This window comes from Streptomyces sp. SAS_281 (assembly GCF_052542855.1).
On sequence record NZ_JBMNDO010000002.1, the window covers coordinates 1 to 24484 of the forward strand.

The 24484-nt window shown below is 70.3% G+C and carries 30 protein-coding genes and 1 pseudogene; 17 read left to right on the forward strand and 14 right to left on the reverse strand.

What is annotated here, in order from left to right:
• A pseudogene (locus tag ACN6LM_RS01215) lies at positions 1–235 on the forward strand (hypothetical protein); the annotation flags it as partial.
• A 25-nt stretch (positions 236–260) separates the two neighbouring features.
• On the opposite strand, the gene ACN6LM_RS01220 reads toward ACN6LM_RS01215, so the two are convergent.
• From ACN6LM_RS01220 to ACN6LM_RS01265, 10 genes are all read right to left on the reverse strand, one after another.
• Positions 261–746, reverse strand: coding sequence for a hypothetical protein (locus tag ACN6LM_RS01220; protein WP_445063370.1), 486 nt, complete (start codon positions 744–746; stop codon positions 261–263).
• Between the two features lie 94 nt (positions 747–840).
• Positions 841–1524, reverse strand: coding sequence for a uracil-DNA glycosylase (locus ACN6LM_RS01225; protein ID WP_445063371.1), 684 nt, complete (start codon positions 1522–1524; stop codon positions 841–843).
• A gap of 101 nt (positions 1525–1625) precedes the next feature.
• On the reverse strand, positions 1626–3212 hold the full coding sequence (locus tag ACN6LM_RS01230) for an ABC transporter substrate-binding protein (RefSeq protein ID WP_445063372.1): 1587 nt from the start codon (positions 3210–3212) through the stop codon (positions 1626–1628).
• Between the two features lie 117 nt (positions 3213–3329).
• Entirely contained in the window at positions 3330–4085 is a 756-nt protein-coding gene (locus ACN6LM_RS01235) for an SDR family oxidoreductase (RefSeq protein WP_445063373.1), read from the reverse strand.
• Positions 4086–4105: 20 nt separating this feature from the next.
• Positions 4106–4867 carry a 3-oxoacyl-ACP reductase FabG gene (gene fabG, locus ACN6LM_RS01240; RefSeq protein ID WP_445063374.1) on the reverse strand — a complete coding sequence of 254 codons (762 nt, stop codon included), beginning with the start codon at positions 4865–4867 and terminating at the stop codon, positions 4106–4108.
• A gap of 212 nt (positions 4868–5079) precedes the next feature.
• Entirely contained in the window at positions 5080–5463 is a 384-nt protein-coding gene (locus ACN6LM_RS01245; RefSeq protein ID WP_445063375.1) for a DUF3037 domain-containing protein, read from the reverse strand.
• Positions 5460–6311 carry a HipA family kinase gene (locus tag ACN6LM_RS01250; protein ID WP_445063376.1) on the reverse strand — a complete coding sequence of 284 codons (852 nt, stop codon included), beginning with the start codon at positions 6309–6311 and terminating at the stop codon, positions 5460–5462. Before ACN6LM_RS01250 ends, ACN6LM_RS01245 begins: the two co-directional genes overlap by 4 nt.
• 119 nt (positions 6312–6430) lie before the next feature.
• Positions 6431–7657, reverse strand: coding sequence for a tyrosine-type recombinase/integrase (locus ACN6LM_RS01255; protein ID WP_445063377.1), 1227 nt, complete (start codon positions 7655–7657; stop codon positions 6431–6433).
• A 50-nt stretch (positions 7658–7707) separates the two neighbouring features.
• On the reverse strand, positions 7708–8013 hold the full coding sequence (locus ACN6LM_RS01260) for a helix-turn-helix transcriptional regulator (RefSeq protein ID WP_445063378.1): 306 nt from the start codon (positions 8011–8013) through the stop codon (positions 7708–7710).
• A gap of 988 nt (positions 8014–9001) precedes the next feature.
• Entirely contained in the window at positions 9002–9343 is a 342-nt protein-coding gene (locus tag ACN6LM_RS01265; RefSeq protein ID WP_445063379.1) for a hypothetical protein, read from the reverse strand.
• A 172-nt stretch (positions 9344–9515) separates the two neighbouring features.
• Here ACN6LM_RS01265 and ACN6LM_RS01270 point away from each other — a divergent pair, with 172 nt between their 5' ends.
• Complete coding sequence (locus ACN6LM_RS01270) at positions 9516–10631, forward strand: hypothetical protein (RefSeq protein WP_445063380.1); 1116 nt, start codon at positions 9516–9518, stop codon at positions 10629–10631.
• A 45-nt stretch (positions 10632–10676) separates the two neighbouring features.
• On the opposite strand, the gene ACN6LM_RS01275 is transcribed toward ACN6LM_RS01270, so the two are convergent.
• The 4 genes from ACN6LM_RS01275 to ACN6LM_RS01290 all read right to left on the reverse strand — a co-directional run bounded on the left by ACN6LM_RS01275 (position 10677) and on the right by ACN6LM_RS01290 (position 14242).
• The gene (locus ACN6LM_RS01275) at positions 10677–11570 is read right to left on the reverse strand and encodes a phosphotransferase family protein (RefSeq protein ID WP_445063381.1); all 894 of its coding nucleotides are present in this window, start codon (positions 11568–11570) and stop codon (positions 10677–10679) included.
• A complete protein-coding gene (locus ACN6LM_RS01280; protein ID WP_445063382.1) occupies positions 11567–12973 on the reverse strand; it encodes a helix-turn-helix domain-containing protein in 1407 nt (468 codons plus the stop codon). Before ACN6LM_RS01280 ends, ACN6LM_RS01275 begins: the two co-directional genes overlap by 4 nt.
• Positions 12974–13137: 164 nt before the next feature.
• Positions 13138–13326, reverse strand: a complete 189-nt coding sequence (locus tag ACN6LM_RS01285; RefSeq protein WP_445063383.1) for a DUF397 domain-containing protein — start codon at positions 13324–13326, stop codon at positions 13138–13140.
• A 7-nt stretch (positions 13327–13333) separates the two neighbouring features.
• On the reverse strand, positions 13334–14242 hold the full coding sequence (locus tag ACN6LM_RS01290; RefSeq protein WP_445063384.1) for a helix-turn-helix domain-containing protein: 909 nt from the start codon (positions 14240–14242) through the stop codon (positions 13334–13336).
• Positions 14243–14522: 280 nt separating this feature from the next.
• Here ACN6LM_RS01290 and ACN6LM_RS01295 point away from each other — a divergent pair, with 280 nt between their 5' ends.
• The 15 genes from ACN6LM_RS01295 (at position 14523) to ACN6LM_RS01365 (ending at position 24442) form a co-directional block, all read left to right on the forward strand.
• On the forward strand, positions 14523–14987 hold the full coding sequence (locus ACN6LM_RS01295) for an ATP-binding protein (RefSeq protein WP_445063385.1): 465 nt from the start codon (positions 14523–14525) through the stop codon (positions 14985–14987).
• Positions 14981–15442 carry a hypothetical protein gene (locus ACN6LM_RS01300; RefSeq protein ID WP_445063386.1) on the forward strand — a complete coding sequence of 154 codons (462 nt, stop codon included), beginning with the start codon at positions 14981–14983 and terminating at the stop codon, positions 15440–15442. The genes ACN6LM_RS01295 and ACN6LM_RS01300 overlap by 7 nt, the downstream gene beginning before the upstream one ends.
• The gene (locus ACN6LM_RS01305; RefSeq protein WP_445063387.1) at positions 15439–16050 is read left to right on the forward strand and encodes a DUF6624 domain-containing protein; all 612 of its coding nucleotides are present in this window, start codon (positions 15439–15441) and stop codon (positions 16048–16050) included. The genes ACN6LM_RS01300 and ACN6LM_RS01305 overlap by 4 nt, the downstream gene beginning before the upstream one ends.
• Positions 16047–16454 (forward strand): hypothetical protein, encoded by a 408-nt coding sequence (locus ACN6LM_RS01310; protein WP_445063388.1) that lies wholly within the window; start codon positions 16047–16049, stop codon positions 16452–16454. The genes ACN6LM_RS01305 and ACN6LM_RS01310 overlap by 4 nt, the downstream gene beginning before the upstream one ends.
• A 14-nt stretch (positions 16455–16468) precedes the next feature.
• Positions 16469–16942 carry a DUF6082 family protein gene (locus ACN6LM_RS01315; RefSeq protein ID WP_445063389.1) on the forward strand — a complete coding sequence of 158 codons (474 nt, stop codon included), beginning with the start codon at positions 16469–16471 and terminating at the stop codon, positions 16940–16942.
• A 281-nt stretch (positions 16943–17223) separates the two neighbouring features.
• Positions 17224–17385 carry a hypothetical protein gene (locus ACN6LM_RS01320; RefSeq protein WP_445063390.1) on the forward strand — a complete coding sequence of 54 codons (162 nt, stop codon included), beginning with the start codon at positions 17224–17226 and terminating at the stop codon, positions 17383–17385.
• 2 nt (positions 17386–17387) lie between these two features.
• Entirely contained in the window at positions 17388–18107 is a 720-nt protein-coding gene (locus tag ACN6LM_RS01325) for a GntR family transcriptional regulator (protein WP_445063391.1), read from the forward strand.
• Positions 18104–18280 (forward strand): hypothetical protein, encoded by a 177-nt coding sequence (locus tag ACN6LM_RS01330; protein ID WP_445063392.1) that lies wholly within the window; start codon positions 18104–18106, stop codon positions 18278–18280. The genes ACN6LM_RS01325 and ACN6LM_RS01330 overlap by 4 nt, the downstream gene beginning before the upstream one ends.
• Before the next feature lie 59 nt (positions 18281–18339).
• Entirely contained in the window at positions 18340–18912 is a 573-nt protein-coding gene (locus tag ACN6LM_RS01335; RefSeq protein ID WP_445063393.1) for a hypothetical protein, read from the forward strand.
• Positions 18909–19697 carry a hypothetical protein gene (locus ACN6LM_RS01340; RefSeq protein ID WP_445063394.1) on the forward strand — a complete coding sequence of 263 codons (789 nt, stop codon included), beginning with the start codon at positions 18909–18911 and terminating at the stop codon, positions 19695–19697. Before ACN6LM_RS01335 ends, ACN6LM_RS01340 begins: the two co-directional genes overlap by 4 nt.
• Positions 19698–19757: 60 nt before the next feature.
• Positions 19758–19952 carry a DUF5999 family protein gene (locus ACN6LM_RS01345; protein WP_445063395.1) on the forward strand — a complete coding sequence of 65 codons (195 nt, stop codon included), beginning with the start codon at positions 19758–19760 and terminating at the stop codon, positions 19950–19952.
• A 14-nt stretch (positions 19953–19966) separates the two neighbouring features.
• On the forward strand, positions 19967–21835 hold the full coding sequence (locus ACN6LM_RS01350) for a glycoside hydrolase family 15 protein (protein WP_445063516.1): 1869 nt from the start codon (positions 19967–19969) through the stop codon (positions 21833–21835).
• A complete protein-coding gene (locus ACN6LM_RS01355) occupies positions 21832–22767 on the forward strand; it encodes a helix-turn-helix transcriptional regulator (protein ID WP_445063396.1) in 936 nt (311 codons plus the stop codon). Before ACN6LM_RS01350 ends, ACN6LM_RS01355 begins: the two co-directional genes overlap by 4 nt.
• 5 nt (positions 22768–22772) lie before the next feature.
• The gene (locus ACN6LM_RS01360; RefSeq protein ID WP_445063517.1) at positions 22773–23138 is read left to right on the forward strand and encodes a hypothetical protein; all 366 of its coding nucleotides are present in this window, start codon (positions 22773–22775) and stop codon (positions 23136–23138) included.
• The gene (locus ACN6LM_RS01365) at positions 23135–24442 is read left to right on the forward strand and encodes a M14 family zinc carboxypeptidase (RefSeq protein ID WP_445063397.1); all 1308 of its coding nucleotides are present in this window, start codon (positions 23135–23137) and stop codon (positions 24440–24442) included. The genes ACN6LM_RS01360 and ACN6LM_RS01365 overlap by 4 nt, the downstream gene beginning before the upstream one ends.
• The last annotated feature ends 42 nt before the right edge of the window (positions 24443–24484 follow it).

Below are 24484 nucleotides of genomic sequence, written 5' to 3' on the forward strand. Positions count from 1 at the left end.
GGCGGGGCCCCCCCCCGCGCACCCCGCCGAACCGCGCCTTTCGCTGCCGCGGCGGCCCGCGCCCGCCCCGGTGGTGCCGCTGCCTCGCCGGATCGCCCCGGCGCCACCCGCCCCCGCGCCCGCCCTGCCCGCGCCCGGCGGCGGGACCGGGGTGTGCGCTCTCGGCAGGGGCTACGGCCACTGGCCGGCGGGCAGCCCGCAGTCCCGGATCTGCGACCGCGCCTACGGGCGGTGAGGCGGCGGCGCTCCGAAGGCGCCGGTCACCACTCGCGCAGCCGCCGTTCCAGCCGGCCGATCGCCGCCCGGACGCCGCCCCCGTATCCGTCGTCCGTGCCGTCGTCGGCCAGGACCGCCGAAGCCGCCCGGGCCCGCTCCAGGTGGTCCCGGGCGGCGGCCGGGCGCTGGAGCTTCACGTAGTCCGCGGCGAGGTTGAGGTGGAGCGACGGGTAGAAGGCGCGCAGAGCGAGCGCGTCCCGGTCTCCCGTCACACGGTCGTCGGCCAGGGCCCGGGCCGCGGTCAGCGCGCGCAGGTCCCAGGCCAGCTCGTCGGCCGGATCGTCCTGTGTGTCGGCCATGTAGTGGGCCAGGGTGCACCGGTGCAGGGCGTCACCCTCGTCGCCGATCTCGGACCAGAGCACGGTGAAGCGGTTGCGGGCCTCCTCCCGGTCGCCTCCGTGCAGCAGCATGACCGCCTGGCCGATCCTGGTCATGAAGACGTCCTCCGACGCCTCCCGCTGCTCCGTCACCACGGCCTCCTCGCGCCCGTCCGCCCGGACCCGGTGGTCCGGCCACCGACGCTAGCCGCCGGGACGGGCGGACACGCGGAGGCTCGGGCGCGGCTCAGCCGAGGTCGGGGATGCGCCAGTCGATGGGCTGGTGGCCCTGCTGGGCGACGGCCTCGTTTATCCGGGTAAAGGGGCGGGAGCCGAAGAACTTCTTCGCCGACAGCGGCGAGGGGTGCGCGCCCTTCACCACCACATGGCGCTCGGTGTCGATCAGGGGGAGCTTCTTCTGCGCGTAGTTGCCCCAGAGGACGAAGACCGCCGGGTCGGGGCGGGCGGCGACGGCGCGGATCACCGCGTCGGTGACCTTCTCCCAGCCCTTGCCCTTGTGCGAGTTGGCCTCGCCCGCGCGGACGGTGAGCACGGCGTTGAGCAGCAGGACGCCCTGCTCGGCCCACGGCATCAGATAGCCGTTGTCCGGGACGGGCAGGCCCAGCTCCTCCTTCATCTCCTTGTAGATGTTGCGCAGCGAGGGCGGGGTCTTCACGCCGGGACGCACGGAGAAGCAAAGACCGTGCCCCTGGCCCTCGCCGTGGTACGGGTCCTGGCCGAGGACCAAAACCTTCACCTTGTCGTACGGGGTCGCTTCCAGGGCCGCGAACACCTGCTCCCGGGGCGGGTAGACCGGTCCGGCGGAGCGCTCCTCCTCGACGAACTCGGTGAGCTCCTTGAAGTACGGCTTCTGCAGCTCTTCGCCGAGGACGCCGCGCCAGGACTCGGGCAGCAGGTCGGTGTCGGTCACGTGAACAACCTCCGGTAAGCAATCCGTTCTTGCTCCCAGAACCTACCGGGCACCACTGACAACGCCGTCCGGGTGGTCCCGCCGGTCCCCCCCGGACAGTGCTACCAGCTCGCCTTGCGGTACAGCTCCCACATCTGCATGACGGTCTGCGGGTCCAGAGCGCGCTCGCCGCCGCCGATGTCCTCCCCCGCCGCCACGTACAGCTTGCCCTGCCAGAGCGGCAGCAGCCGCACGTCGTCCACCAGGATCTTCTGGGCCCGCTCGAACTCCTTCGCGACCGCGCCCCGGTCGCTCTGCTTACGGGACCGGGGCAGCAGCTGCTTGGTGATCTCGTCCTTCACGTACGGCATGCCCGTGACGCTGTTCTTGCCCACGAACGGGGCGATGAAGTTGTCCGGGTCCGGGAAGTCCGGGAACCAGCCTCGGCCGAAGACCGGGTACTCCCCCTTGGTGAAGCCCGCCTGGAAGGTCTTCCACGGGCGGCTCCTGAGGGTGATGCGGAAGAGCCCGGACGCCTCCAGCTGGCGCTTCAGCTCGTCGAACTCGGGCGCGGTCGAGGAGCCGTAGCGGTCGGTGGTGTACCAGAAGGTCATGGGGACGGGCGTGGTGATGTGCGCGTCGGCCAGGATCTGGCGGGCCTTGGCCTTGCTGGGGTTGCCGAAGGTGTCGAAGAAGCTGGTGGTGTGCGTCGCGATGCCCTTGGGGACCATCGAGTACAGCGGTTCGGCCGTGCCCCGGTACACCTTGGCCACGAGCGCGTCCCGGTCGACCAGCTGGGCTATCGCCCGCCGGACGGCCGGCTGGCCGGAGGCGGGGTCGTCCGGGTTGAAGACCAGGAAGCGGATGTCGGCGCCGGTGGACTCCACGATCTGGAGGTCGTCACCCTCCCCGTTGCTCTTGCCGTCCTCGATGCTGACGACGTCCTCGGCGGACAGGCCGCGGTAGGTGGCGTCGATCTCGTGCTTCCGGAGCGCCTTCACCATGGCACCGGAGTCCTTGAAGTACCGGATGGTCACGGCGTCGTTCTTGCGGTCCGCGAACCCCTTGTAGTCGGGGTTCCGCACCAGCGCGGAGCGGTCGCCCTGCTTGTAGGCGTCCAGCAGGTAGGGACCGGATCCGGTGACCTTGCCGTCGTCGCGGATCTTGTGCTTCGAGTACGCGCTCGGCGCGACCAGGGACATGGCGGGGGTGGCCAGGACGAAGGGGAAGGTGGCGTCGGGCTTCTTCAGGTTGAAGATGACGACGTCGTCGCCCTTGGTCTCGACCCGGTCGAGCGAGCCGAGCATGCCGACGGGTCCGCCCTTGACCCCGATCTCCGAGATCCGGTCGATGGAGTACTTCACGGCTGCCGCGTCCAGCTTGTCGCCGTTGGAGAACTTCAGCCCCTCACGGAGCCGGCAGCGGTAGGCGGTACTGGTGCGGTCGGTGAACCTGCACTCCTCGGCCGCGTCCGGCTCCGGCGTCGTACTGCCGGTGGGGAAGCTCACCAGGGTCTGGAACACGTTCCGCATCAGCTCCCAGGAGCCGTCCCACGCCGCCGCCGGGTCCAGGGTCGAAGGCTCACTGGTCGTCCCGACGGCGAGCTTCTGCTCCACATCCGATCCGCCGCCGGGCAGCAGCCCGCAGCCGGCCAGCAACGACAGGGACGCAAGGGCTGCAGCGGCCTGCAGACTGGCCCGGTAGAACACGTGCACGCTCCTCGATCAGCCATGGGTCGGCAGACCATACCGCAGTGCCCCGCCGGGTCAATCCGCAGGCCCGGCGGGGCACTTGAGGCAATCGGGACCATATCGGCCCAGGCCGGATCAGCCGACTCCGGCATTCAGGAAAATGCCACCGTCGACCACCAGGGTCTGGCCCGTGATCCAGGCGGACTGGTCCGAGGTGAGGAAGGCGGCCGCGCCGCCGATGTCCTCCGGCACCCCGAGCCTGCCGAGCGGGTAGGCGGCCGCCGCCTCTTCCTCACGGCCCTCGTACAGCGCCTGGGCGAACCGGGTCTTGACGACCGCCGGCGCGATCGAGTTGACCCGGACCACCGGCGCGAACTCGTGCGCCAGCTGGAGGGTCAGGTTGACCATGGCCGCCTTGCTCATCCCGTACGCGCCGATGAAGGGCGAGGCGGAGACGCCGGCGACCGAGGCGATGTTGACGATCGCCCCGCCGTTCTCCTTCTGCCACGCCTTCCAGGTCTGCTGGGCGAAGCCGAGCGCCGAGACCACGTTGGTCTCGAAGACCTTGCGGGCGACGTTCAGGTCGAGCTCCGCGATCGGCCCGAAGACCGGGTTGGTGCCGGCGTTGTTGACCAGGAAGTCGACCCGGCCGAACGCCTCCATGGTGCGGGCGACGGCCGCCGCCTGGTGCGCCTCGTCGTGCGCCTTGCCGGCGACGCCGATGACCCGGTCGGCGCCGAGCGTCCCGACGGCCTCCTTCAGCGCGTCCTCGTTGCGCCCGGTGATGCACACCCGGTCGCCGCGCTCGACGAGCGCCTGCGCGATGCCGTAGCCGATGCCCCGGCTCGCGCCGGTGATCAGCGCGACCTTGCCGCTGTCCTGCACAGTCATGATGTCCGCAGCCCTTCGGGTCAGTTGAGCGGTCCGCCGGCCACGTACATGACCTGGCCGGAGACGAAGCCGGCGGCGTCGCCCGTGAAGAAGGCGATGGCGTTGGCGATGTCGTCGGGGACGCCGACGCGCTGGACCGGGATCTGCGTCGCGGCGGCCGCCTGGAACTCCTCGAAGCCCATGCCGACCCGGGCCGCGGTCTGCGCGGTCATCTCGGTGACGATGAAGCCGGGCGCGACGGCGTTGGCGGTGATGCCGAACTTGCCGAGCTCCTTGGCGAGGGTCTTGGTGAAGCCCTGGAGGCCCGCCTTGACCGCCGAGTAGTTGGCCTGGCCGCGGTTGCCGAGCGCCGAGGAGGAGGACAGCGACACGATACGGCCGAACTTGGCGTCCACCATGTGCTTCTGGACGGCCTTGGCCATCAGGAACGCGCCCTTGAGGTGCACGTTCATGACGGTGTCCCAGTCGGACTCGCTCATCTTGAAGAGCAGGTTGTCGCGGAGCACGCCCGCGTTGTTGACGAGGATCGTCGGGGCCCCCAGCTCGGCGGCGACCCGCGCGACGGCGGCCTCCACCTGGGTGCTGTCCGACACGTCGCAGCCGACGGCGAGGGCCTTGCCCCCGGCGGCGGTGATCTTCTCGACGGTGTCCTTGCAGGCCGCCTCGTCGAGGTCGAGTACGGCGACGGCGCGGCCCTCGGCCGCCAGGCGTACCGCGGTGGCGGCACCGATGCCCCGGGCCGCTCCCGTCACGATGGCTACGCGCTGCTCGCTGGTCGACATGCTTGGCTCTCCTCGCCCTTGGATAGCGGCTCAGCGGACGTCGGGGCCTCCGGGGAGACCGCCCGATGACTGAGCAACCGCTTAGTACCTTCAGCAGACGAGACGCTAGAAGCCCTGGCACCCGGTGTCAACGGGCCACGGGCGCAGCGGCGCATGTCACACTCCGGCGGGCCGCCGTCGCGCGGTGCGCGGACGGCGGCCGGGGGCGGCGGTCAGCGCACCAGCAGGTCGAGCAGCCGCTCCACCTCGGCCTCGGGATCGGCGGTGAGGCCGCTGTGCACGGGCCCGGGCTGGACGACGGTGGAGCGCGGCGCGATCAGCCAGCGGAAGCGCCTCCCCGCGTCGTCGCCGGCGGCCTGGCCCGCGTACGTACCGCCGCGGCAGACGCCCTCGACGGCGCGCAGCGCGGCCCGGACCCCGGTCACGTCGGCGCCGGGGTCGAGCGCCTTCAGCTTGGTCTCGTCCAGCTCCGTGCGGGCGGCCACGAAGCCCTTGGCGCGGCAGTAGACCACCACCCCGGCGTTGAAGCACTCCCCGCGCTGGACGCGGGGGACGACGCGCAGCAGCGCGTACTCGAAGACATCGCGCCCGCTCATGCCCGGCCGCCCTTCTCGCCGTCGGTGGCGTGGCCGCGCGGGGCGAGGCGTTCGGTGATCCAGCCCGGGGCCTGGGACGGCTTGTCGGGGGTGGGCGCGTCCATGATGATCCGCTCGTGGATGGTGGCCGCGCGGGCGGCCAGCGCGTCCACGTACGCCTGCCGCAGCTCGTCCGTCGAGCCGAAGCCCGGCTCGTCCACCAGCCACTCGTCGGGGACGTCGGCCGCGACCTCCGCGAGCAGCTCGGGCGTCACCAGCGGGGCGAGCTCGGCGGCGGCCGACGCGACGTCGGGCCGGAAGGGGGCGAGGGCGTGGTCGGAGGCGTTGTACGGCTTGGCGGCGGACGCCTGGGCGCCGGGCCAGTTGTGGTGCCAGATCATGGTGGCGCCGTGGTCGATGAGCCACAGGTCGCCGTGCCAGACGAGCATGTTCGGGTTGCGCCAGGACCGGTCGACGTTGTTGATCAGCGCGTCGAACCAGACGACCCGCCCGGCCTCGCGCGGGCCGACCTCGTAGGCGAGCGCGTCGAAGCCGAGCGAGCCGGGCAGGAAGTCCATCCCGAGGTTCAGGCCGCCGCTGGCCTTCAGCAGCTCCTGCACCTCCTGGTCGGGTTCGGCGAGCCCGATGACCGGGTCGAGCTGGATCCGCACGAGCTCGGGCACCCGCAGCCCGAGCCGCCGACCGAGCTGCCCGCAGATCACCTCGGCCACGAGGGTCTTGCGGCCCTGCCCGGCTCCGGTGAACTTCATGACATACGTGCCCAGGTCGTCGGCCTCGACGATCCCGGGAAGCGAGCCGCCCTCACGCAAGGGCGTGACATAACGGGTCGCTACGACCTCTTGCAACACTTTCCCAGGCCACCCATCTCTTCAACCTTGCAATCCACGGAAGGCTTCTCCGGAGCGTAGGGGCCGGGAACACGAGTCAATAGCGCTGGGGAGAATCTGGGGAGTTTCGGCTAGCAAGCTCATCCCCCGCGCTCCCCAAGCAGACCGTCGATGGTGCCGCGCCCCTTGCTGCCGGCCTCCGGCATGAAGTGAGCATAGTAACCGAGAGTGATCGCAGGCGAGGAGTGCCCGAGCCATCGAGCCAGGGTCACGACGGACTCTCCGGCTTCCAACATGATCGAGGCGTAGGTGTGCCGAAGCACATGGAAGCCGTCCTTCGGGGCCGCCGCCCACTGCCAGGCTTTCGACCCCTCGGCGCGCGGCGGGATGACGCCCGCCTTGGCCAAGGCGGGCTTCCAGGTGTAGGTGTTCCATGTGTTCACCGCGACAGCGTTGCCGAAGCGCGTGGTGAGCAGCAGGGAGAACTTCTTCCGCTCTCCCTCCGGCTTCCCCCACGGCAGCTCCACTTCTGCCGGCGGGAACGCTTCGATGTGACGCTTGAGTTCCTCGGCTACCGATGGGGGCAGATCTACCGTGCGGATCTTCTTCCCCTTCGGCAGAGCGAAGTACAGCCTTCCGTGAATCGCCTGTACTTGGCGCCGAACGTGCAGCAGGCCACGCCCGTAGTCGATGTCCTCCGGACTGAGCCCGAAGACCTCCCCCTGGCGGAGTCCGCACCCCAGACCGACTACGACGGCGATCCTGTTCCGCTCACTGATGGCATCGCGGACTCGCAGTGCCGTGTCCACCGGCCACGCGTCGCGCCGCTCCCGTGGCGACTTGGGCCACCGCACGGATTTCGCGTGCATGGGGTTGCGCGCGAGACGCCTGTCATCGACGGCCGCTTCCAGGATGGAGGAAAGCTCGGACAGGATGCCGCGCTGGTAGTCGACTGACGAGACTGTCGACTCCAGCTTGGTTATGAACGCGCGCAGATCCGTTGCGGCGATGCTCCTGAGCGGAAGCTGGCCCAGGTGCGGGACGATATGGAGACGCCACCTACGCTCCTGACTGTCCTGGGTTTTCGGAGCACCACCTCGCCCTGGTGCCCAGTGCGTCTCGATGTACTCGGCCAGTGTGATGGACCCGTCGCGCGGGTCTACGAACTCGCCTCGCTCTTCGTCCGTGGCTGCCCGACGAAGCCACGCCTTGGCGTCCTCCAGCACGTCAAAGGATCGGTCTCGCACCCCAGGTATGCCGGCAACCTTGTACCGCTTACCCTTACCGTGGCGAGCGGTCTTCTCCCGTCTCCCGGTGACCGGATCCTTCTTCTTCTTGAGCCATCGATCCTCGATATACCCGGCCAAATAAACATCCTTTCAAAGGAAGACAAAGGGCACCTGATAACGCCAGGTCGTCAAGCGTCGGGGTTACCACGGCGCTGCGGAGCCGCACCCAGTGGGTTCAGGGCAGGGTTAGAGCGGGAGTCTGCGCGTTCCTGCTGATGGATCCAGGCGTCGAGAGCTGTCCGCCGATACATGACACGACCACGGGGGCCCATGCGAAAACTCGGCGGCCCCTGTCGCCGATGCCGCCAGACATAGAGGGTGTGCGGCGATATACCCAGGTACGCGGCAGCGTCCCTTACGTTGAGAAACCCGGGGCGCACAGCGCTGTCAGGGCTAGACACGACTGAGGGGGTAAGTAGCGATCGTGCGGGCATGGAGCGCTTCCTGTGAGGGGGAGAAACGAAACGGGCCGAGGCAGCCCGCGTCCACGACGACTCCACCGCCAAGCACAGCCGAATGCGAACACCTAAATGATCCTGATGATCGCCGGTTAGGCTAACCGGCGATCATCGGCTATGTTGCCCTGCCCTCCGAGCTGCCGCGGCACCCCTCGTCATCCTCGGGCGCTGTCAGTCTGCGATGCGGTACCGCCGGCCGCCTGACACTTCGTGCTTCGCAACACAAGCAAGAAGGCCCTCCGCCTCAAGTCGCGCGAGGCTACGCGCGACGACCCGCTCCGGGCCTTCAAGGGCGCGAGCCACCTGCCCAAAATCGACTCCGGGGTGCCTAGCGACGTAGGCAAGAACAAACCGATCCCGACTGTAGTCGCGTTGCAGAAAATCCTCTCCGATCAGCCAGGCAACGCTCACACACAGAAACAGGCCGTTCGCTACACCCGAGAAATCATGTCGCGCTTCAGATATCACGGCCTGCAGCGCACCGAGGGCGAACAGGAGAGGACAAGTAGCTCGGATGAGCAACGAAACATTTGTCAAAATTCCCCCGAGAGTCATCTACGCGAGCATCACAGATAAGTGGGCCGGATCTATAGGTTGACATCCGTCCGCAGCAATTTCCACTCCTCATCCCGAAGATGTGTCTGCCGTGAGCGATATAGAGCCCGACCTCGTTTCACCGGGCGATATCCAAAGAGGCCGACGCTAACCGAGATCAACAGGACGACTCCGAAACCCCCAGCAGCATCTGGAAGGCCGCCAGCAACACGGACAGCCAGTTACGGCAGCACCGCCCCTCAGGCACCTCCTCGATCTCGCCTTGAAGCTGGACGCCAAGGACAGCCTCCGGGCAGCGAGAGCGCGTAGAGCACTACTCGCCGGCCGTGCCCTGTCGCCGCCGCCCGTGCCGACGTCGGCACAATGTCCTCCAGCTGCTCCTGGAAGAAGGTAGGTGGCCCCAGACAGCTCAGCGGTACCAGTCGAGGGGTTCCGCTGCAAACGTACCGTCGGAAAGGACCGCGTCCGTCAGTTCGAACCGCTGTCGACGGTCGCTGGCCGGTTCCTGCCAGGTGATGACGGTGCCGGCAGGCCGGCTGCTGGCGAGCAGGACCGCGTGGCCGTCCGGAGCCCGTTCACCAATCAGGGTGTATGTGCGAGCCGATCGCGCCGCTTCCGCGTATCCACCCGGCGCGATGCCGCACCGGGCACCCCGACGGCCGCGGACCCGTGCGGCGAGAGCGACGGCCATAACCACGGCGCAGCCCCCAAGGAGCTCCGCGATCGAGCCGGTGATGACGTCGTTCAGCATGTCGGTGAGTTCTCTCCCTCTCGTCCACTTACCCACAGCGCCCCGGCCGCATGACCGCATTCGGGCCGAAGACGTCCATGAAGCACCTGCTTGTGCCCTCCCCCTTCGGCCCATTGAGCCAGACAGCCAAATTCCCGCTCCACGGCACTTCGCGGGGTTCTAAGGTGCCGACGTGACCCGTGACAACACCTCACCTGCGGACCAGGAGCTGCTCAGGCTCCTCCATGACCGCGACCTGGCCGTATCGGCAGCCCAGCTAGAACGCTGGCGGCGGGCTGGCCTGTTGCCGCGGCACGCCCGCAAGGCCCTGGGCAGAGGTCGCGGCACGACATCCGTCCTGGATCCCCGGGCCGTGGAGATCGCCGATGTCCTGGCGCGTTGCAGCGGGCAGGGAAGGGACCTACGTGCCACGGTCCTTGCCTGGTACATGCGGGCTGGCACGCCAGGAGCGCACTCCCAGAAGCCGGTTCCGGAGCCGCCCTTCGAGCCTGTTCGCGACGCTCTCGTATGGGCCTTGCGCCGCGGTCCGGTCCAGCGCCTGATTGAGCAGGCCCGTCGGGCAAGCGACGACACCGACACGGATGCCCTCTACGCCGATGCGGAGAAGTTCCTGGCCCGATCACCGGGCTCGTTCGGCCATCCGGCTCGCATGCGCGAAGCCCTACTCGACAACGCTCAGGACATCCAGCCGCCGACACGCCGTGGACAGCGAAGCTTGGTCCACCTTGTCGCACTGCTCGGACTTCCGCAGGGGGAGGTGAGCGGGGAGACCTTCGCGGAGGCAATGACCGCCGGCGGGCTGTTGCCAGGAGTGGACGGCGCGACGCTGGCAGCCGCCTTCGAGCAGGCGGAGCGGGACGGAATCTTGGAGAAGATACTGCGCATGGCACAGCAGCGTGACGTGGTGGCCGAAGCCAGAACCGTCAGCCCTGAGAGGCTCAATCACGCAAGAGAAACCACCCGCGTCCTGGCCTTCTGCGGCAGCCTGTACCTGATGCACGGTCTGCTGCTCCCGGACACCCCTGGCCAGCAAGCCATCCGTGCCAGAATCGACGAGCTGGGCCTGGGCGAAGTCACACTCGCGGCAGCCCGATGTTTCGACAAAGTCGAGGCGGCCAATGTGCTGAGCTTCTGTTTGGACCCCTCCTTCGACCACCTCGCTGAGCAACTCAGCGAGGTCATGACGGAGCACATGGCAGGCGTCTTCCGCGTCGCTGGAGAACTGGACTCGGCGGAGGACCTCATGACCCAGTGGCTGGCAGTGGTTCAAAGCGCAGCAAAGCAATAGAGGGTTGGGCGTCAACCTCCTGTGCGAGTGAAGAGGAGAGACCCACTACCCGACCGGACTCCATCCCCATGGGCGCGGTCCCCTTCGTCCTCGTAGGCAGTCAATCCGACCTTGAGCTTCGCTCCTCACCGTGGGGTCAGAATCTGCAATTTGCAGGGCGAAGGTGACCAGCCGGAGCTCGCGGATGGCGCGGAGCGTCGGGTAGCCGGGCCAATCCATGACGTCGTACCCGTACTGGTCGCAGTAAGCCCGGTATCTGTCGGTGGACAGGTTCCCGAAGGTGTCGGCCTCGATGGCGGTCGACGTGAGGTCCCACTCCGGGGGGCCGATGGATGTGCGTTCGTAGTCGAGGAGGACGGCCCGTCGCGTCGGCGTCTTGACCACCGCGCAGTTCCCCGTCCAGGCGTCGCCATGGACCACGCAGTCCCCCCGGCCGCCGGGCAGGTCCCGCCATCGAGCTTCGAGCTCGCGGAGACGGTTCAGGAGCCAGGCACGATCTTCCTCTGCCACGGCGTGGGAGGCGGCGAGTCGTTCCTCGATCCGGACGAACGGGTCGAGTCGGCTAATCGGGAAGGTCGGGAGGGGGAGGCTGTGGAGCTGGCCCAGCAGGCCGGCGAGGTCTGCCTCCGTGCCGGCCTTGTGCGGGGGAAGGAGTTTCCAGAAGGTGGCCGCCCGACCGCTCGCGATCACGGGCTGGTCTATCTCGAGAGGTTCGACCGTGGGCACACCGGCTGAAGCCAACCATCGCGCCACGGCGACTTCGCGAGCAGCGGCCTCGTCCTGACCGGGCCTGGCGATCCTGACGACGACGTTGGAGGCGAGCCTCCACAGTGCGTTCTCGCCCAACCGGATGAGCGTGGCGCCCCGAGCAGAGAACCCTCTCGCCGCCACGGCCTCTGCGAGCACCGTTCGGGACAGCTCGATGTCGGACGCGGTCATGCCAGTACGGTACCGATCCTGGCTCGGAGCTCGGCGAGCTCTGGCCTCCGGCTGAAGGGGGCGGCGGCCTGCGCGAGGGAGACGACGTCGGCAGCAGCACGACGGGAGCTCAGACGACCCACCTCGTCGAGAGCCTTGGTGGCCACAGCCGCAGCGCGATCCGGCTCGCGGGTCGACATCAGCAGCGTCGCGAGCTTAGTCCCGGAGAGTGCACGGGACCGAGCGAATTCCGAGGTGTGTCCTTCGACTGCGCTCTCCAACCGGTGCCGCGCCAGTTCGACGGCGGTCCTGTCTCCCGCGAGCATCGCCACATCGAAAAGTGCATGCCCCGTGTCTCCGAGGTGCTGGGCTTGGTCGTAGAAGAGCATCCAGGGAGCCTCCTCCCTGAGGCTCTTCGCCTGGGTCACGATGTCATCAGACAGGCTGATTGCAACACGGGCCTCCTTGGCTTGCTTCATCTTGGCCAAAGCCCGCGCCCTGGCGTTGTGGAGCATCGCTTGCTCGCGCGGAGTGAGCCGATCGGACCGTACCAGGCCCACTTCCGCGAGCGTGAGGCCCTTCTCCGGTCGGCCGCGCCAGATCTCCTGCCTCGCGTGCCAGTTGAGGGCGCTAGCCCGCAGGCTCCAATTGTCTGCTTCCTCCGCGCACTGGCACCCCAGCTCCAGGAGCGCAGCCGCCTCATCGTGCTGGAGCCGGTCAAACGCCGCGGCGCCAAGCACAATCGCCAGCCGGCCGACGTCCGTGAACAGATCCTGCCTGAGCGATGGGGGGCAGCTCAGCTCCAGAAGGGCGCGCGCTCTGGCCATCTCCCCTTCGGCGGCACTCTGGACGAGTCCGTCTCCACCGAACCGAGCGTCCCACCGGGACAGTGTGGTGGAGGCGGCCCGGACCTGTTGGATGTCCTCCGCGCGAACCTGCCGCGGGCGGGGCGGACCAGTGGGCAGGGCTGTGGCTGCAACGCCGAGGCCCCCAAGTAAGGTCATCAGCTTGCGGCGGTCCACTGCAGACATCCTCTCTAGGTAGGCGACCGGGATCCCTCCCACCCTGCCCGAGAGCCAGTCTTCCATGCCGCCCACGACGGGAAGGGTCACGTCCTTGTCCGCATGAGAGCCCTCTTGTTGCTCCTCTTGTTCCACGTACCGCCACAGTCGTGTTAAGGCGCCACCGGCGTCGAGCGCGACATCGAACTTGGCCGCCAACTGTGCGGTGCACCGTCTCTGGTTCTTCTCGATTCGCTCTACGTACGTGGCGCTGAGCTGGACCAACTCGCCTAGGGACTTGGAGGAGAGGCGCCGCACTCGGCGCCAGTTCCGAAGTTCCTTGCCCCACCAGGCTCGCGCCGATTGGTTCTCGTCCAGCGGTACCGGCTTCTGCGCCACGGCTCCCCCTTTCAGCTTCTCCATGCGGACAAGAGGCTTGTCCGCATGGGCAGATTCTTTGAATACCCCACTCCGGGCTTCGAGTTCGGCAAAACCGCCAGACTCCACTCGCCCGGGCAGGAAGGCCGCGGTACGACGAAGCCCGGCTCCTCCCAGGGAGGCGCCGGGCCGGCACAGGCGGGCAGGAGTCAGATCGTGCCTTGGTCCACCGCAGCGGTGAAGGCCGCCCATGCGTCGTGGCCCAGACTGAGCGTGCCGCTGTCGGGCCGCTTGGAGTCACGCACTCGGAGGCCGTTCCCCGCGAACGCGCACTCCAGGCACTCGTTGTTAGGCGAGCCGCTGTACGAGCTGGTGAAGTATTCGAGCTGGTCTTCCACGTGTCCTCTACTTACTTGCGAGATGCAGGAATCGATCACGTGCCTCGGCGATGAGGGCCGCCGATGCGGATGGGTCAAGCGCCTGCTGGCGCAGGTAGGCATGGCCGCCTGCGTACTCCTCAAGCGCTTCGGTGTGCTCCAGGAAGACGCCGCCGGTCTGGTGCTCCAGAAAGACGACATCGAGGGCGGGCCCACCGAATCCACCGTAGATCACATGGCTGCCGAGTCCCGCGCTGTAGACCCCGCCTTCGAAGGGGAGGACCTGGATCGCGATGGTGTCCTGGCTGCCGCGCTTCAGGAGCTGCGACATCTGGGCCGCCATCACCTCGGGGCTGCCGACTACGCGCCGTAGCACGGCCTCGTCGAGGAACACCTCGTACCGGGGCGGCAGGTCTCGGTCAAGAATCTGCTGCCGCCGCATCCGCAGGCTCAGGCGGTCCCCCAGGTCGTCCTCCGGCAAGGACCAACCTGGAGTCGTCTTGATGGATTTGGCGTAGTCCATCGTCTGCAGCAGGCCAGGAATCACTCCGCCGGCGAGCTGGCGGATGTGGGTCGCCTCGTCCTCCAGGGCCAGCAGAAGCCGCATGTGCTCCGGTAGATCGCCGCGGTCCATCCACCATCCGCCGGTGTCCTGGCTGTTCTTGGCCAGGTCGACCAGCTCCAAGCGCTCCTCGTCCGATGCCTCGTAGAGCCTGCAGAGCTGATCTACGAGCGGCCACCGCACCTTGGTCTTCGCGCGCTCGTACCGGCTCAGCGTGGCCTTGGAGATGCCTACTCCGGCCCCGGCTTCCTCCCCGGACAGTCCGGACTGCTTCCGGAGGGCTGCCAGGCGGATGCCGAGCAGGCGAAGGCGGGTGGTCGGACCTTCCCACCCGGGGACATCAGCCGAGGCGGCTGGCCCAGTCGGTGTCAGCATGGCGTACTCCCCTTACGCGAGTGCCGCCATCCTTCCCGCTCGTACGGGGCGGCCACAAGGCAAGGTACACGGCACGGTTTCGGCAGCGGCATATGCATGATCCGCTCATGCGGACACTCTCATCGTGAGAGTTTCACGACGTGCCGGGCGGCGACATACTCCAGTCGCGCCACCAAGTACCCGGCCGTTCGCATCCCTGCTGACGCTGCGATGCGGCGCCCTTCCCGCACATGCACGTTCCCCGAGCAGTCCGTCGCCTCGTACGCCTGAGGAGCCCCCCATGGCACATGAGCACACCCTCCGGACCTATGAACGTCCGTCCTCTCGCCTGGCGCCGCTCCGGAACGCCGTCGCCGTCTCCCTGCCCAGCTCGCCGGCGTGCGTCCGAACGTCGCGGCAGGTTGCGGCGGAAGCGATGGATCGGTGGGGTGGCATCCCCGCGGCGGTGGCGGATGACGCGCTCGTCGTCGTGTCCGAGCTGGTGACGAACGCGGTCCTGCACGGCGGTGAGGGCAGCGCCGAGGAGGTCGTCGGTCTGCGCATCGAGCACTGCGGCGACGAGCTGGTGGTCGAGGTCACCGACGGGACCTCGAAGCCGGCCCGGCTCAAGACCGCAGGGGCCGCGGAGACGGGGGGCCGAGGTCTTCTCCTGGTGACGAGGCTGGCCAAAGACTGGGGTGTCCGCGACAAGAACCGCACCACTTGGGCTCGCCTTACGACTCGCCCACAGGAGCGAGCATGCTGATCGCGCGCAAGGACGAGACCACGCTGGAGTGGCTCCTGACCTCGCTCGCGCGGTCCGTGGCGGACGACCCGCAGGACGACGAGGAGGACCTGCTCGCCGCCATCGACGCGGTCATGGATCCCTGCCACGCGCCGGCGCCCCCGGCGGCGCCGTCCGCGACCGATGCCCTGCTGGACCGTCTCCCCTTCCGGCCCCGGCGCCGCGAGGAGGTCGTACTGAAGGCCGGCGGGCTCTCCGAGGAGGACGTGGCCTGGATCGGCTTCCAGCTCAGGCGTGCGACTGAGCCGACCATCACCCGAGCGACAGTCCGAGTCCGGCCTGTTCCGACCCGGCTGATCGCGCAGGCACGTGCGCTCCACCAGGGGATGCCCGAGGGCGATGACACCGTCGGCTACCTGCGTCGTTACGCCCAGACCCTCCTGGACCTCCTGGACCTCACGAGGGATGCCGCGTGAGCGCCGACCGCCTGCCCCAGACCCGGAGCGAAATGAGTACCGCCCCGATGCACCCCCACCTCGCGCGCGAGCTGATCGCCCGGGCGGAGAGGGCTGACGAGCACTGGGCCCGGCTGGCCCGGATGCAGCCGGCCGACCAGCAGATCGGCGCGGCCCGTCACATCGATCACGGCAACGCCGCGGTTCTGGCGCGGGCCGTCGCGGACTACGGCTGGCCGGGCGTGCCGCTCGTCGGAGAGGAAGGTGCGAGGGCAGCGTGGCGCCTTGCTCTTCGCGCCGACACCCGGGCCGACGTCCAGCGGCTCGCCTCCCGGCTGATGTACGACGCCGTGGGCCGGGGCACCGCTTCGCTTCGGCAGTGGGCTCACCTCTACGACCGGTGTCTCGTGAACGCGTACCTGCCACAGCTCTACGGCACCCAGTACCGCCTCGGTCCCGGCGGGCCCGAGCTGCAGAGGGTGTCCGACCCGGCCGGCGACCTCGACGCGCGCCGGGCCGCGGTGGGACTTCCGGCGGCTGGTCTCGCGCTGGGGAGGCTGCGTGATCGTCTGGCCGCAGACCCGCGCTTCGGCGCGGCGGCGCCCGCTGTTCTCATGGGCGCGGCGTGACCGCCGCTGCCGCCCCGGAGGCGGCTGAGAGCCTCCGGGAGGAGGCGCGGACGCTCGCGGAGGAGGTTCTGGCGTGGGCGCCGGACGGTGAGGACCGGCCGTCGCTGGACCAGGCCGTCGCCGCGGTGCACCAGCTCAACGCGTACGGGGAGCACCTGCAGGGCGCGGTCCAGGCCGGTGTGCGGCCGGACTCTCCCGACCGCACACTGGCCGTCCTCGGCGAGGCGCGCGGGCGGCTAGGCCAGCCGCTGGCGTCCCCCGTTCCGCCGTTCGTCCTCACGACCGACGTCGTCGTCCGCCGGGCGCAGAACCTCGCGCGCCTGGTCGCCGGGCTGCTGTCCGCCCTGGACGCCGGCCCTTCCGCTCCGTCCGATCTGGGCGGAAGCACCACCAACACCCCTTGAGAGAGGACTTTCCGATGAAGTTCGGTACCGCGGCGGTACTGCTGGCGGGCGCGGCTGTGGCCGGCGTCGGTGCGGCCCGCCTGCGCCAGGAGGCGAAGCACCAGCGGGAGCGGGTCGACATCGCCCTCGCCCGCAACCAGCTCGACTGGCTGGAGAAGGTCTCCACGGACCCCGCCGTGGCGGCGACGTGGGCGCCCGCCGACATGAAGCCCGAGGAGTACATGGGGCTGATGTCCGCCAACCACATGATCTGCACCCTCAGCCTGCGCGACCGGCTCGGCCTCGTGAGCAGGCACCAGCTCCGCCTCTACGCCTCGATGATCATGCGCAACGAGACGGCCCGGCGGTACTGGGACCGGTTCGGGGACCTGCGGATCCAGGAGGCCCTGGGAGACCCGCGGGCCGAGCGGCTGAACGACGCCCTGGAGAAGGCCGCGGACGACGCCGTACGGGCGGCCGAGCGCGAGACCCAGCCCGCCGCCGCCTGACGCGGAGGGGGACATACCCGCGCCGTCCTGGCGGTGCGGACCTGAACCGGGGCCTTCCTCGCCCGAGGGAGGTGGCGCACCCGTCCGCGCCCCGGCCGCACCTCCGTGGGGGAGCTCGCGGCCGGCCCTTCCCCTCACCGGTACCGGCAGTCCGGGGCCGGCACGGCACCCCTCACCCCAAGAGCACCCCATTTATGCAGATATGCCCGCTGGCGAAAGCGTGGGCGGTGTCCCGGCCGCCCGCTTCGTGCGGCAGCCGTCGGCAGACACGGAGGAGAGCGATGACCTTGTGGGGAGCCCTGTTCGTCGCCGGGTTCTGCTGCACGGTCCTCTTCCTCGTGGAGATCGCCCCCCGCCTGCCGGGCCGGCGCCGCGCCGACGCGGGAACAGCGCCACCACCGACCGACCAGCACGCCCACGACGACCAGAAGGGAGCGCCTTGACCATGAGGTCCTCTTCCACGATGCGCAGAAGCACCCGCACGGCGCTCTCCGCAGCGAATCCCCGTATGCCCGCCCCCGGCCGGGCAAGATCCGGTACGCAACAGCTCCCCCGCGTCCGCGGAAAGGGAGCGGGGCCCGACCAGCCGATGCTCCTCACCCTGCGCGAGGAGCTGCGCTCGGGCGTCTGGCGGCCCGGGACGGTGCGTACCCAGACCGGCCTGCGGGGCCGCTTCGGCGAGACCCACCTCATGACCACGGCCGTGACCCGTGTCCTGCGCGACGAGGGCCTGGTCGCCCTCGACGGGCTGCCCGGTGTGCGGGCCCTCGGGCCCGAAGGCCGGCCGGCCCACCGCACCAGCACCGCGACCGACCTGGTCGTGCAGGCGATCCGGAAGCGGCTCACCGACCACACCTACCAGCCCGGCGAGCAAATGCCGCCCCAGCAGTCCCTCGCCCTTGAGTTCGGCACGTCACGGACGACGATCCAGCTCGCCTTTCTCCAGCTCACGCTGGAGGGCCTGCTGCGCCGCCACCAGGCGGCCGAGAGGCCCGGGACGTACGTCCTCGACCCGTCCCGGGAGGCCCGGGAGGCTCTTCTCCTGGCCGATCTGCAGGTGGCGATGCGCCGGGGCGGGTGGACGCGGGCGGAGTACCCCGACGCCGTCGAGCGCGCGCTGCACGTTCTCGTCGGCTCCGCCGCACGAGCGGGGGCTGAGCCGTGACCGACGCCTTCACCGTGATCGTCGCCCTGCTGCCGCTCGGCCTGGCGGGTGCGAGCGCCCGGCACAGACAGAAGAATCCGGCGCCTGCCTTCCCGAGCAGGCGGAGCGGGTCTCCGTCCTGCGCCGGCTTCCTCGTCTACCGCGCCGCCGCCCAGCTCTCGACCTCGGAGTGACCGTGTTTCTTCTTCCTCTCCGCCGACCGGCGGACCCGGCCGTCGTACGGACGGCGGCCATGCTGACAGCTGACATCGACGCGCTGCGGCCGGTGACCGGCCGGCGCACCGACTGGCCGGCGGAGGCCATCGAGGGTGCCTTCCGCCGCGTCTACACCTCGACGCAGCCGTGGCTCAGCCTGGCCCGGACGCGGCGCGACACGACGGACTCGCCGGCCGACCGGGCCCGGTGGGACGTGTGGATCGCGGCGCTCACCCCTCCCGAGCGGTCGGTCCGGGGCACCTACGCCCAGTCGTGCGTCCTCGTCGGTCAGGGCCGGGAGATGCTGCGGGCGCTGCGCGAGACACTCGCCCCCTGTCCCTCGGTCGGGTCGGTCTCCAAGGAGATCGAACAGCTCATCCGGGCAGGGGCTCTGAAGCCCGCCGCCCGGGTTCCCCGCAGATCGCTGGCCAGGCGTCTTCGGGTGCCGGCCGTGTACGTCGACCTGGCGCTCGCGGACCTGGCCGCGAGGAAGCTGGTGGAGATCCGCGCCAGCGGGAGCGCCGTCGTCCTGGACTCCGCCGCCCGCATGAGCGCTCCCGGTCTCCAGCAGGACCCCGCTATAGACGAGACCTCGGTGGGAGCGGCATGACCACTCTCACGCCCTCGCTCGCCACGGCTTCTCTGCCTCCCCTGGGCCGGCAGGTTCTGGAGCTCATCGCCGAAGGCCACAGGGATCCGGAGGTGGCGGCCCGGCTCGGCCTGGGAACCGCCGCGCGCGTGCGGTACCGGCTCGACCAGATCGCCCGCCACTTCGGTCTGGAGGCCGCAGTCCGGCCGCAGCTCGTCCACCACGGCTACGCCTGCGGCGCGGTGCCATCACCCCCTGTGCTGCAGCCGCTCCTCCTGGACGCGGACGCGTTCGACCTGGTCCGGGCGCTCGCCGCCGGCACGGCCCTCGCCGCCTACGCACGCCGGCAGGGAACGGCCTCCTACCAGGCCGCTTACCTGTTGGAGAAGACCTCCGCCAGGCTTGGGGCGACGACGCGGCCCTCGCTGATCCGGCACGCCTGGCAGCGGCAGATCCTCGGCCCCCGCGCGTTCGCCGCCGACCTCGCCGCCCTGCACGACGAGCGCCCGCGTCCGTCGGAGACCGGGCGGTGGCTGATCGTGCCCCTGCTCAGCGGCTACCGTCTGGCGGCCCCGGCCACTGGGCGCTCCCCCAGCCGGCACCTCGACATCGCCGACGGCGAGGAAGCGCTTGTCGCGGCCCGCTTCCTCGCCGACCGCGAGGGCTACGCCCCCCTGTGGGTCACGCAGCCCTCGCAGCCCGGCCGCCCGTACCGCGTGAGCTGGGGCCGGCGGACCGCGGCGGCCCAGCCGTGGCACGGCTTCGCCGCCGCGCTCCAGGGCCCCGATCACCGCCGGTCCGCCTGACCCCCGGCCGCGTCCGGTCTCGCTCCCTCTGTCCCCTTCCTCTCGTTCAAGGACTGCCTCATGTGCCAGCACCAACCCGTCTGCCCCACCGCCGACTCCGCCGACCGGGAGGCGGCCAAGCCCTTCGCGAGCCACCCCGAGCAGGGCTGGACCCTGCTGTGCAACGGCGTCCTGCTCTTCGAGGACACCGGCGAACTGCTGCCCGACGGCCGGATCATCGCCCCGCACCGCCCCACGACGGCGGTGGCCGCGTGACCGCCCTCCCCTACATCCCCCGCCAGCACACCGCCGGCCCCCCGCCCGTCGCCGGCCCGCGGATCGAGGACCACGGGCTGCTGAGCGACCAGCAGGGCAGCGCCCTGGTCCGCCGGGACGGCGCCGTCGTCTGGCTGTGCATGCCGCGCTTCGACTCCCCCGCCGTCTTCGCGAGCCTCCTGGGCACCGAGGAGCACGGCTTCTGGCAGATCGCGCCCGCCTGCCTCATGGAGGGCACCGCCGTCCCTGGCTCGGGCCGCCGGTACGTGGGCAACTCCCTTGTCCTTGAGACCACATGGGTCTGTGACACCGGAACGGCGGTCGTCCGCGACTTCATGGTGCTCGGCGGTGGGTCCCCGCGCCTGGTGCGGATCGTGACCGGCGTGGCCGGCAAGGTGGCCATGAGGTCGCTGCTGCGGGCCCGCCCGGACTACGGACGCGCCGTGCCCCGGATCGCCGCCGTCGACCGGCGGCACGCGATCGACCTCCCCCAGGGCGAAGACGCCCGGCTGTGGCTCGACGCCGACGCCCGAGTGCGCGTCGAAGGCGCCGATCTCGTATCGGACTTCACCGTTGCCGAAGGCGAGACGGTCTCCTTCGGGCTCTCCTGGCGGGAGGGCGTGGACAGCCCGCCGCCCGTCCCCGTCGACGACGCCCTGCTGCAGTTCGCCCTCGATTTCTGGGAGGAGTGGGCGGCCCGCTGCACCTACACCGGCCCGGACCGCGAGGATGTCGTCCGCTCCCTGCTTACCCTGGCGGGGCTCATCTACGCTCCGACGGGCGCGATCGTGGCGGCCCCGACGACCTCTCTGCCCGAGGAGATCGGCGGTACCCGCAACTTCGACTACCGCTTCGGCTGGCTGCGCGACACGGCCATCGCCGCCGGCTCCTTTCGCCGGTTCGGCTACCTGCGCGAGACGTTCGCCTGGGCGATGTGGGCGGCGCAGGCCGTCAGCAGCGCCGGCCGCCTGCAGATCATGTTCGGCGTCGGCGGCGAGACGGAGCTGCCCGAGCGAGAACTGGACTGGCTGCCGGGGTACGAGGGATCGAAGCCCGTCCGCATCGGCAACGCCGCCGCGCACCAGCTCCAGATCGACGTCTACGGCGAACTCGCCATCGAGTTCCACGAGCTCGCCCTGGCCGACAGCAGCTGGTCACCGCGCTTCGGCTCGCTCGTCGTCACGCTCGCCACCGAGCTGGAGCAGGTCTGGGACCAGCCGGACTCGGGCATCTGGGAGATGCGCGGGCCCGAACAGCACTTCACCCACTCCAAGATGATGGCCTGGGCGACCGTCGACCGTGCCGTCCGCACCATCGAGGCCGGCCACGCCGACGGCCCCCTGGACCGGTTCCGGGGCCTGCGCGAGAAGATCCACGCCGAGGTGTGCGAGCACGGCTACGACTCCGACCGCAACGCCTTCACCCAGTCGTACGGGTCGCGGGAGCTGGACGCCTCGCTCCTGCACGGCCTGCTCGCCGGCTTCCTGCCCGCCGACGACAAGCGTTTCATCGGCACCGTCGAGGCGGTCCAGCGCGAGCTGGGCACCGACGACGGGTTCCTGCTGCGCTACCGGACCCACGGCGGCGAGGTCGGGCCCGACGGATTCGCCGGTGAAGAGGGCCGGTTCCTGATCTGCACCGGGTGGCTGGCCGAGGCCCTCGCCCGGATCGGCCGGCCCGACGACGCCCGCACCGCCCTGGCCAGCCTGCTCGCCGTCCGCAACGGGCTCGGCCTGCTCGCCGAGGAGTACGACCCCGCCACCGGCCGCCAGCTCGGCAACTTCCCGCAGGCGTTCAGCCATATCGCCCACCTCGACGCGACCGCCGAAATCACGGCCCTCGAAGCCTGCAGCATCGCCGAGCCGGCGGGAGCGGAGTCGTGACGACCAGGGCCCGAACGCGTCCGGTCCTGAGCCGCTGGGACATGCCCCACTGGATGCCGGACAGCAGCCAGACCCTGCCTGCCCGCTGCGGCGAGGACTTCACCGCGATCCGCGTCCCGGCCGACCTCGCCCGCCCGGCGCTGACCACGCTGGGGCCGCGCACCGGCCCCGTCCTCGCCAACCGCACCACGCGGACCTGGCACTTCCTCCTGCCGTCCGACTCCGTCCTCCCGGCCGACTGGCCCCACGGCGTGCGGGTCATGCCGAAGGGCAGGTCCATAGGCATCCCCCCGCTGACCACGACCGGCGGCCTGGACGTCCACTGGGCCGTGCCCCCCGGCCAGGGCTCCACCTCGCCCGCCGACCTGCACCGCGTGCTGCGCGACCCCCGGCTCCTGACCGCCCGCGCCGCTCCCGCGCCGGACGAACCGCCGACCGCTGCGACGATGCCGGTCCGCGCCGCCGCCCCGGCCAGGCCACGCCCACTCACCTCAGCCCAGCTGCGGGTCGGGCAACTCCTGCTCACCGGGGCGTCGGACGCACAGATCGCCGAGGAGCTGGGCCTGCCTGTCGGGATCGTCCGCCGGCACCTGACCTCGATCGGCCGCCGCTTCGGCGCCCCGACCGCTGCCCGCAGGGCCACCGCCCTGCTCGCGGGCGGCCACGTCCCTCCGCCTCCGGTGTCGACGCTCGCCCCGGACCTCACCGAGACCGACCTCACCGTCCTGCGCGTCCTCGCCGGCCTCGCCACGGAGGACGAACTCCCCGAAGACCTTCGGCCCACCGGTCTGTTCCTCGACCGCGTCGACGAGCTGCGTGAGCGGTGCGGAGCCCGCAGCGACCCGCACCTCATCGCCCTGGCCGCCTTCTGGGAACTCCTGCCCGACCTCATCGCCCCCGCCACCGCCTCCGGAAAGGAGCAGCTGCCGTGATCCGCATGGCCCGCTTACCCGCCCCCGCCACCAGAATCGGGTGGTCCGCCCTCGACCTCCTCGAAACCGTCCCCGGGCTCATGCTCCTCGGCATGAACGCCGCCGGCCTCGTCCTGACCGGAAGCCTGATCGCCGACGAGATCGGCAGCCCCCACGGGCTCGCCGCCGCGTCCGTACCGGACCTGGAGCCGCACGCCGAAGAGCAGCCGCAGCACGACGCGGCCAACGCCACGGCAGGCACCAACACCAGCACCAGCACCAGCACCAGCACCAGCACCAGCACCAACCGCTACCAGCCCGACGCGCCCGGGCCCGCCCGCCAGGACGTCCCGCCGGCCCACGGCGCTCTGCGCGGGGAGGGCTGGGCGTGACCCCCGACCCGCTCGCCCCCTACATCGGCGACCGGCCGCCCACCCTGGACGAACTGGACCAGGAGCTGCGGAAGACCGCCGCCGAACACCCGACGCTCAGCACCCTGTCCGAGATCGGCCGCTCCCGCCAGGGCAGGCCCATGACCATGCTGACCGTCCAGGGCGGCCCCAAGCACGTCCTCGTCCTCGGCGCCCCGCACCCCAACGAACCGATCGGTCTGACCGTGGTCACCGCCCTGGCCCGGTACCTCACCGAGCACCCCCAGGCACGGGAGGAGGTCTCCTGGCACCTCGTGGGATGCGCCGACCCCGACGGCGTCGCCGCCAACCAGAACTGGTGGACGAAGACCTGGCCGCCGACGCTGGAGGACTACCACCGCGGCCTGTACCGGCCCCAGGCTCGCCACCAGCCCGAGTGGGCCTTCCCCAGCCCCTCGTTCAAAGCCACCCTGCCGGAAACCCGTGCCCTCATGAGGGTGATCGACACCGTACGGCCGGCGCTGACCGTCTCGCTCCACGGAAGCGACTCCGGCGGGGTGTGGGCGATGGCCTCCCGCGCCGAACCCGCCCTCCCCAAGATCATGGGAGACCTGGCGGCCCGGTACGGCCTGCGCGTCGAGCAGACCCCGTCGGACTGCATCGGACTGACCTCCTTCGGACCAGGCGCCTACCTCTTGCCGCCTCCCGCCGCCACCGAGCCGGCCAGCTCTCACGGCGCGGGCGACGACCGCGAGTGGGAGCCGGCCGGATCCAGCAGCGCCCACTACACCGCCCGGCACGGCGGCCTCGGCCTCTTCCCCGAAGTCCCGATGTGGGACTCCGCCCCCATCCGGCTCTCCCCTCAAGAAGCCGTCGGCATCCTCGAAGACGGGCGCCACGTCCTCGGCAACCTCATCGCCGAACACACAGCGGCCTCGGAAGAAGAGACCGTGTTCCTGGCCTCCGCGAAGGAGGTCCGCTCGATCACCCCCCTGATGATCCGCCAGATCCAGGAGAACCCCGATGCCGGCCGAGACCAGGACCTCGTCCTCCTCGTCCCGGCGCGCGCCGCGGGCATGCTCCTGCGGCACGCCGACCAGCTCCTCGCCGCCGCCCCGGACCACGAACAGCTCCAGGCCCTGCGAGCGAAAACCGAGGCCGTCCTCATCGCCTGGTGCCACCGGGCGGAAAAAGCCCTCCGGCCCCGGCCCATGCCGCTGTCGCGTACGGCCGGCTACCAGGCAGAGATGGTCCTGGCCATGGCCGACCTGCACCCGGCAACGTCTGCCTCAACACCCGGCCCGGAGCTACGCGATGGCCGCTGACGGGTCTCTCCTGGCCGACCGCCACCGCGCCCAGGGCATCCG

Excerpts from the sequence above, each read along its gene's own strand:
- ACN6LM_RS01260 (WP_445063378.1), bottom strand. The coding sequence starts at position 8,013 with ATGCCCGCACGATCGCTACTTACCCCCTCAGTCGTGTCTAGCCCTGAC.
- ACN6LM_RS01300 (WP_445063386.1), top strand. The coding sequence starts at position 14,981 with ATGCTGATCGCGCGCAAGGACGAGACCACGCTGGAGTGGCTCCTGACC.
- ACN6LM_RS01280 (WP_445063382.1), bottom strand. The coding sequence starts at position 12,973 with ATGGAGAAGCTGAAAGGGGGAGCCGTGGCGCAGAAGCCGGTACCGCTG.
- ACN6LM_RS01340 (WP_445063394.1), top strand. The coding sequence starts at position 18,909 with ATGACCACTCTCACGCCCTCGCTCGCCACGGCTTCTCTGCCTCCCCTG.
- ACN6LM_RS01325 (WP_445063391.1), top strand. The coding sequence starts at position 17,388 with ATGAGGTCCTCTTCCACGATGCGCAGAAGCACCCGCACGGCGCTCTCC.
- ACN6LM_RS01245 (WP_445063375.1), bottom strand. The coding sequence starts at position 5,463 with ATGAGCGGGCGCGATGTCTTCGAGTACGCGCTGCTGCGCGTCGTCCCC.
- ACN6LM_RS01290 (WP_445063384.1), bottom strand. The coding sequence starts at position 14,242 with ATGCTGACACCGACTGGGCCAGCCGCCTCGGCTGATGTCCCCGGGTGG.
- ACN6LM_RS01235 (WP_445063373.1), bottom strand. The coding sequence starts at position 4,085 with ATGACTGTGCAGGACAGCGGCAAGGTCGCGCTGATCACCGGCGCGAGC.
- ACN6LM_RS01275 (WP_445063381.1), bottom strand. The coding sequence starts at position 11,570 with ATGACCGCGTCCGACATCGAGCTGTCCCGAACGGTGCTCGCAGAGGCC.
- ACN6LM_RS01295 (WP_445063385.1), top strand. The coding sequence starts at position 14,523 with ATGGCACATGAGCACACCCTCCGGACCTATGAACGTCCGTCCTCTCGC.
- ACN6LM_RS01265 (WP_445063379.1), bottom strand. The coding sequence starts at position 9,343 with ATGCTGAACGACGTCATCACCGGCTCGATCGCGGAGCTCCTTGGGGGC.
- ACN6LM_RS01360 (WP_445063517.1), top strand. The coding sequence starts at position 22,773 with ATGGCCCGCTTACCCGCCCCCGCCACCAGAATCGGGTGGTCCGCCCTC.
- ACN6LM_RS01345 (WP_445063395.1), top strand. The coding sequence starts at position 19,758 with ATGTGCCAGCACCAACCCGTCTGCCCCACCGCCGACTCCGCCGACCGG.
- ACN6LM_RS01320 (WP_445063390.1), top strand. The coding sequence starts at position 17,224 with ATGACCTTGTGGGGAGCCCTGTTCGTCGCCGGGTTCTGCTGCACGGTC.
- ACN6LM_RS01315 (WP_445063389.1), top strand. The coding sequence starts at position 16,469 with ATGAAGTTCGGTACCGCGGCGGTACTGCTGGCGGGCGCGGCTGTGGCC.
- fabG (WP_445063374.1), bottom strand. The coding sequence starts at position 4,867 with ATGTCGACCAGCGAGCAGCGCGTAGCCATCGTGACGGGAGCGGCCCGG.
- ACN6LM_RS01335 (WP_445063393.1), top strand. The coding sequence starts at position 18,340 with ATGCTGACAGCTGACATCGACGCGCTGCGGCCGGTGACCGGCCGGCGC.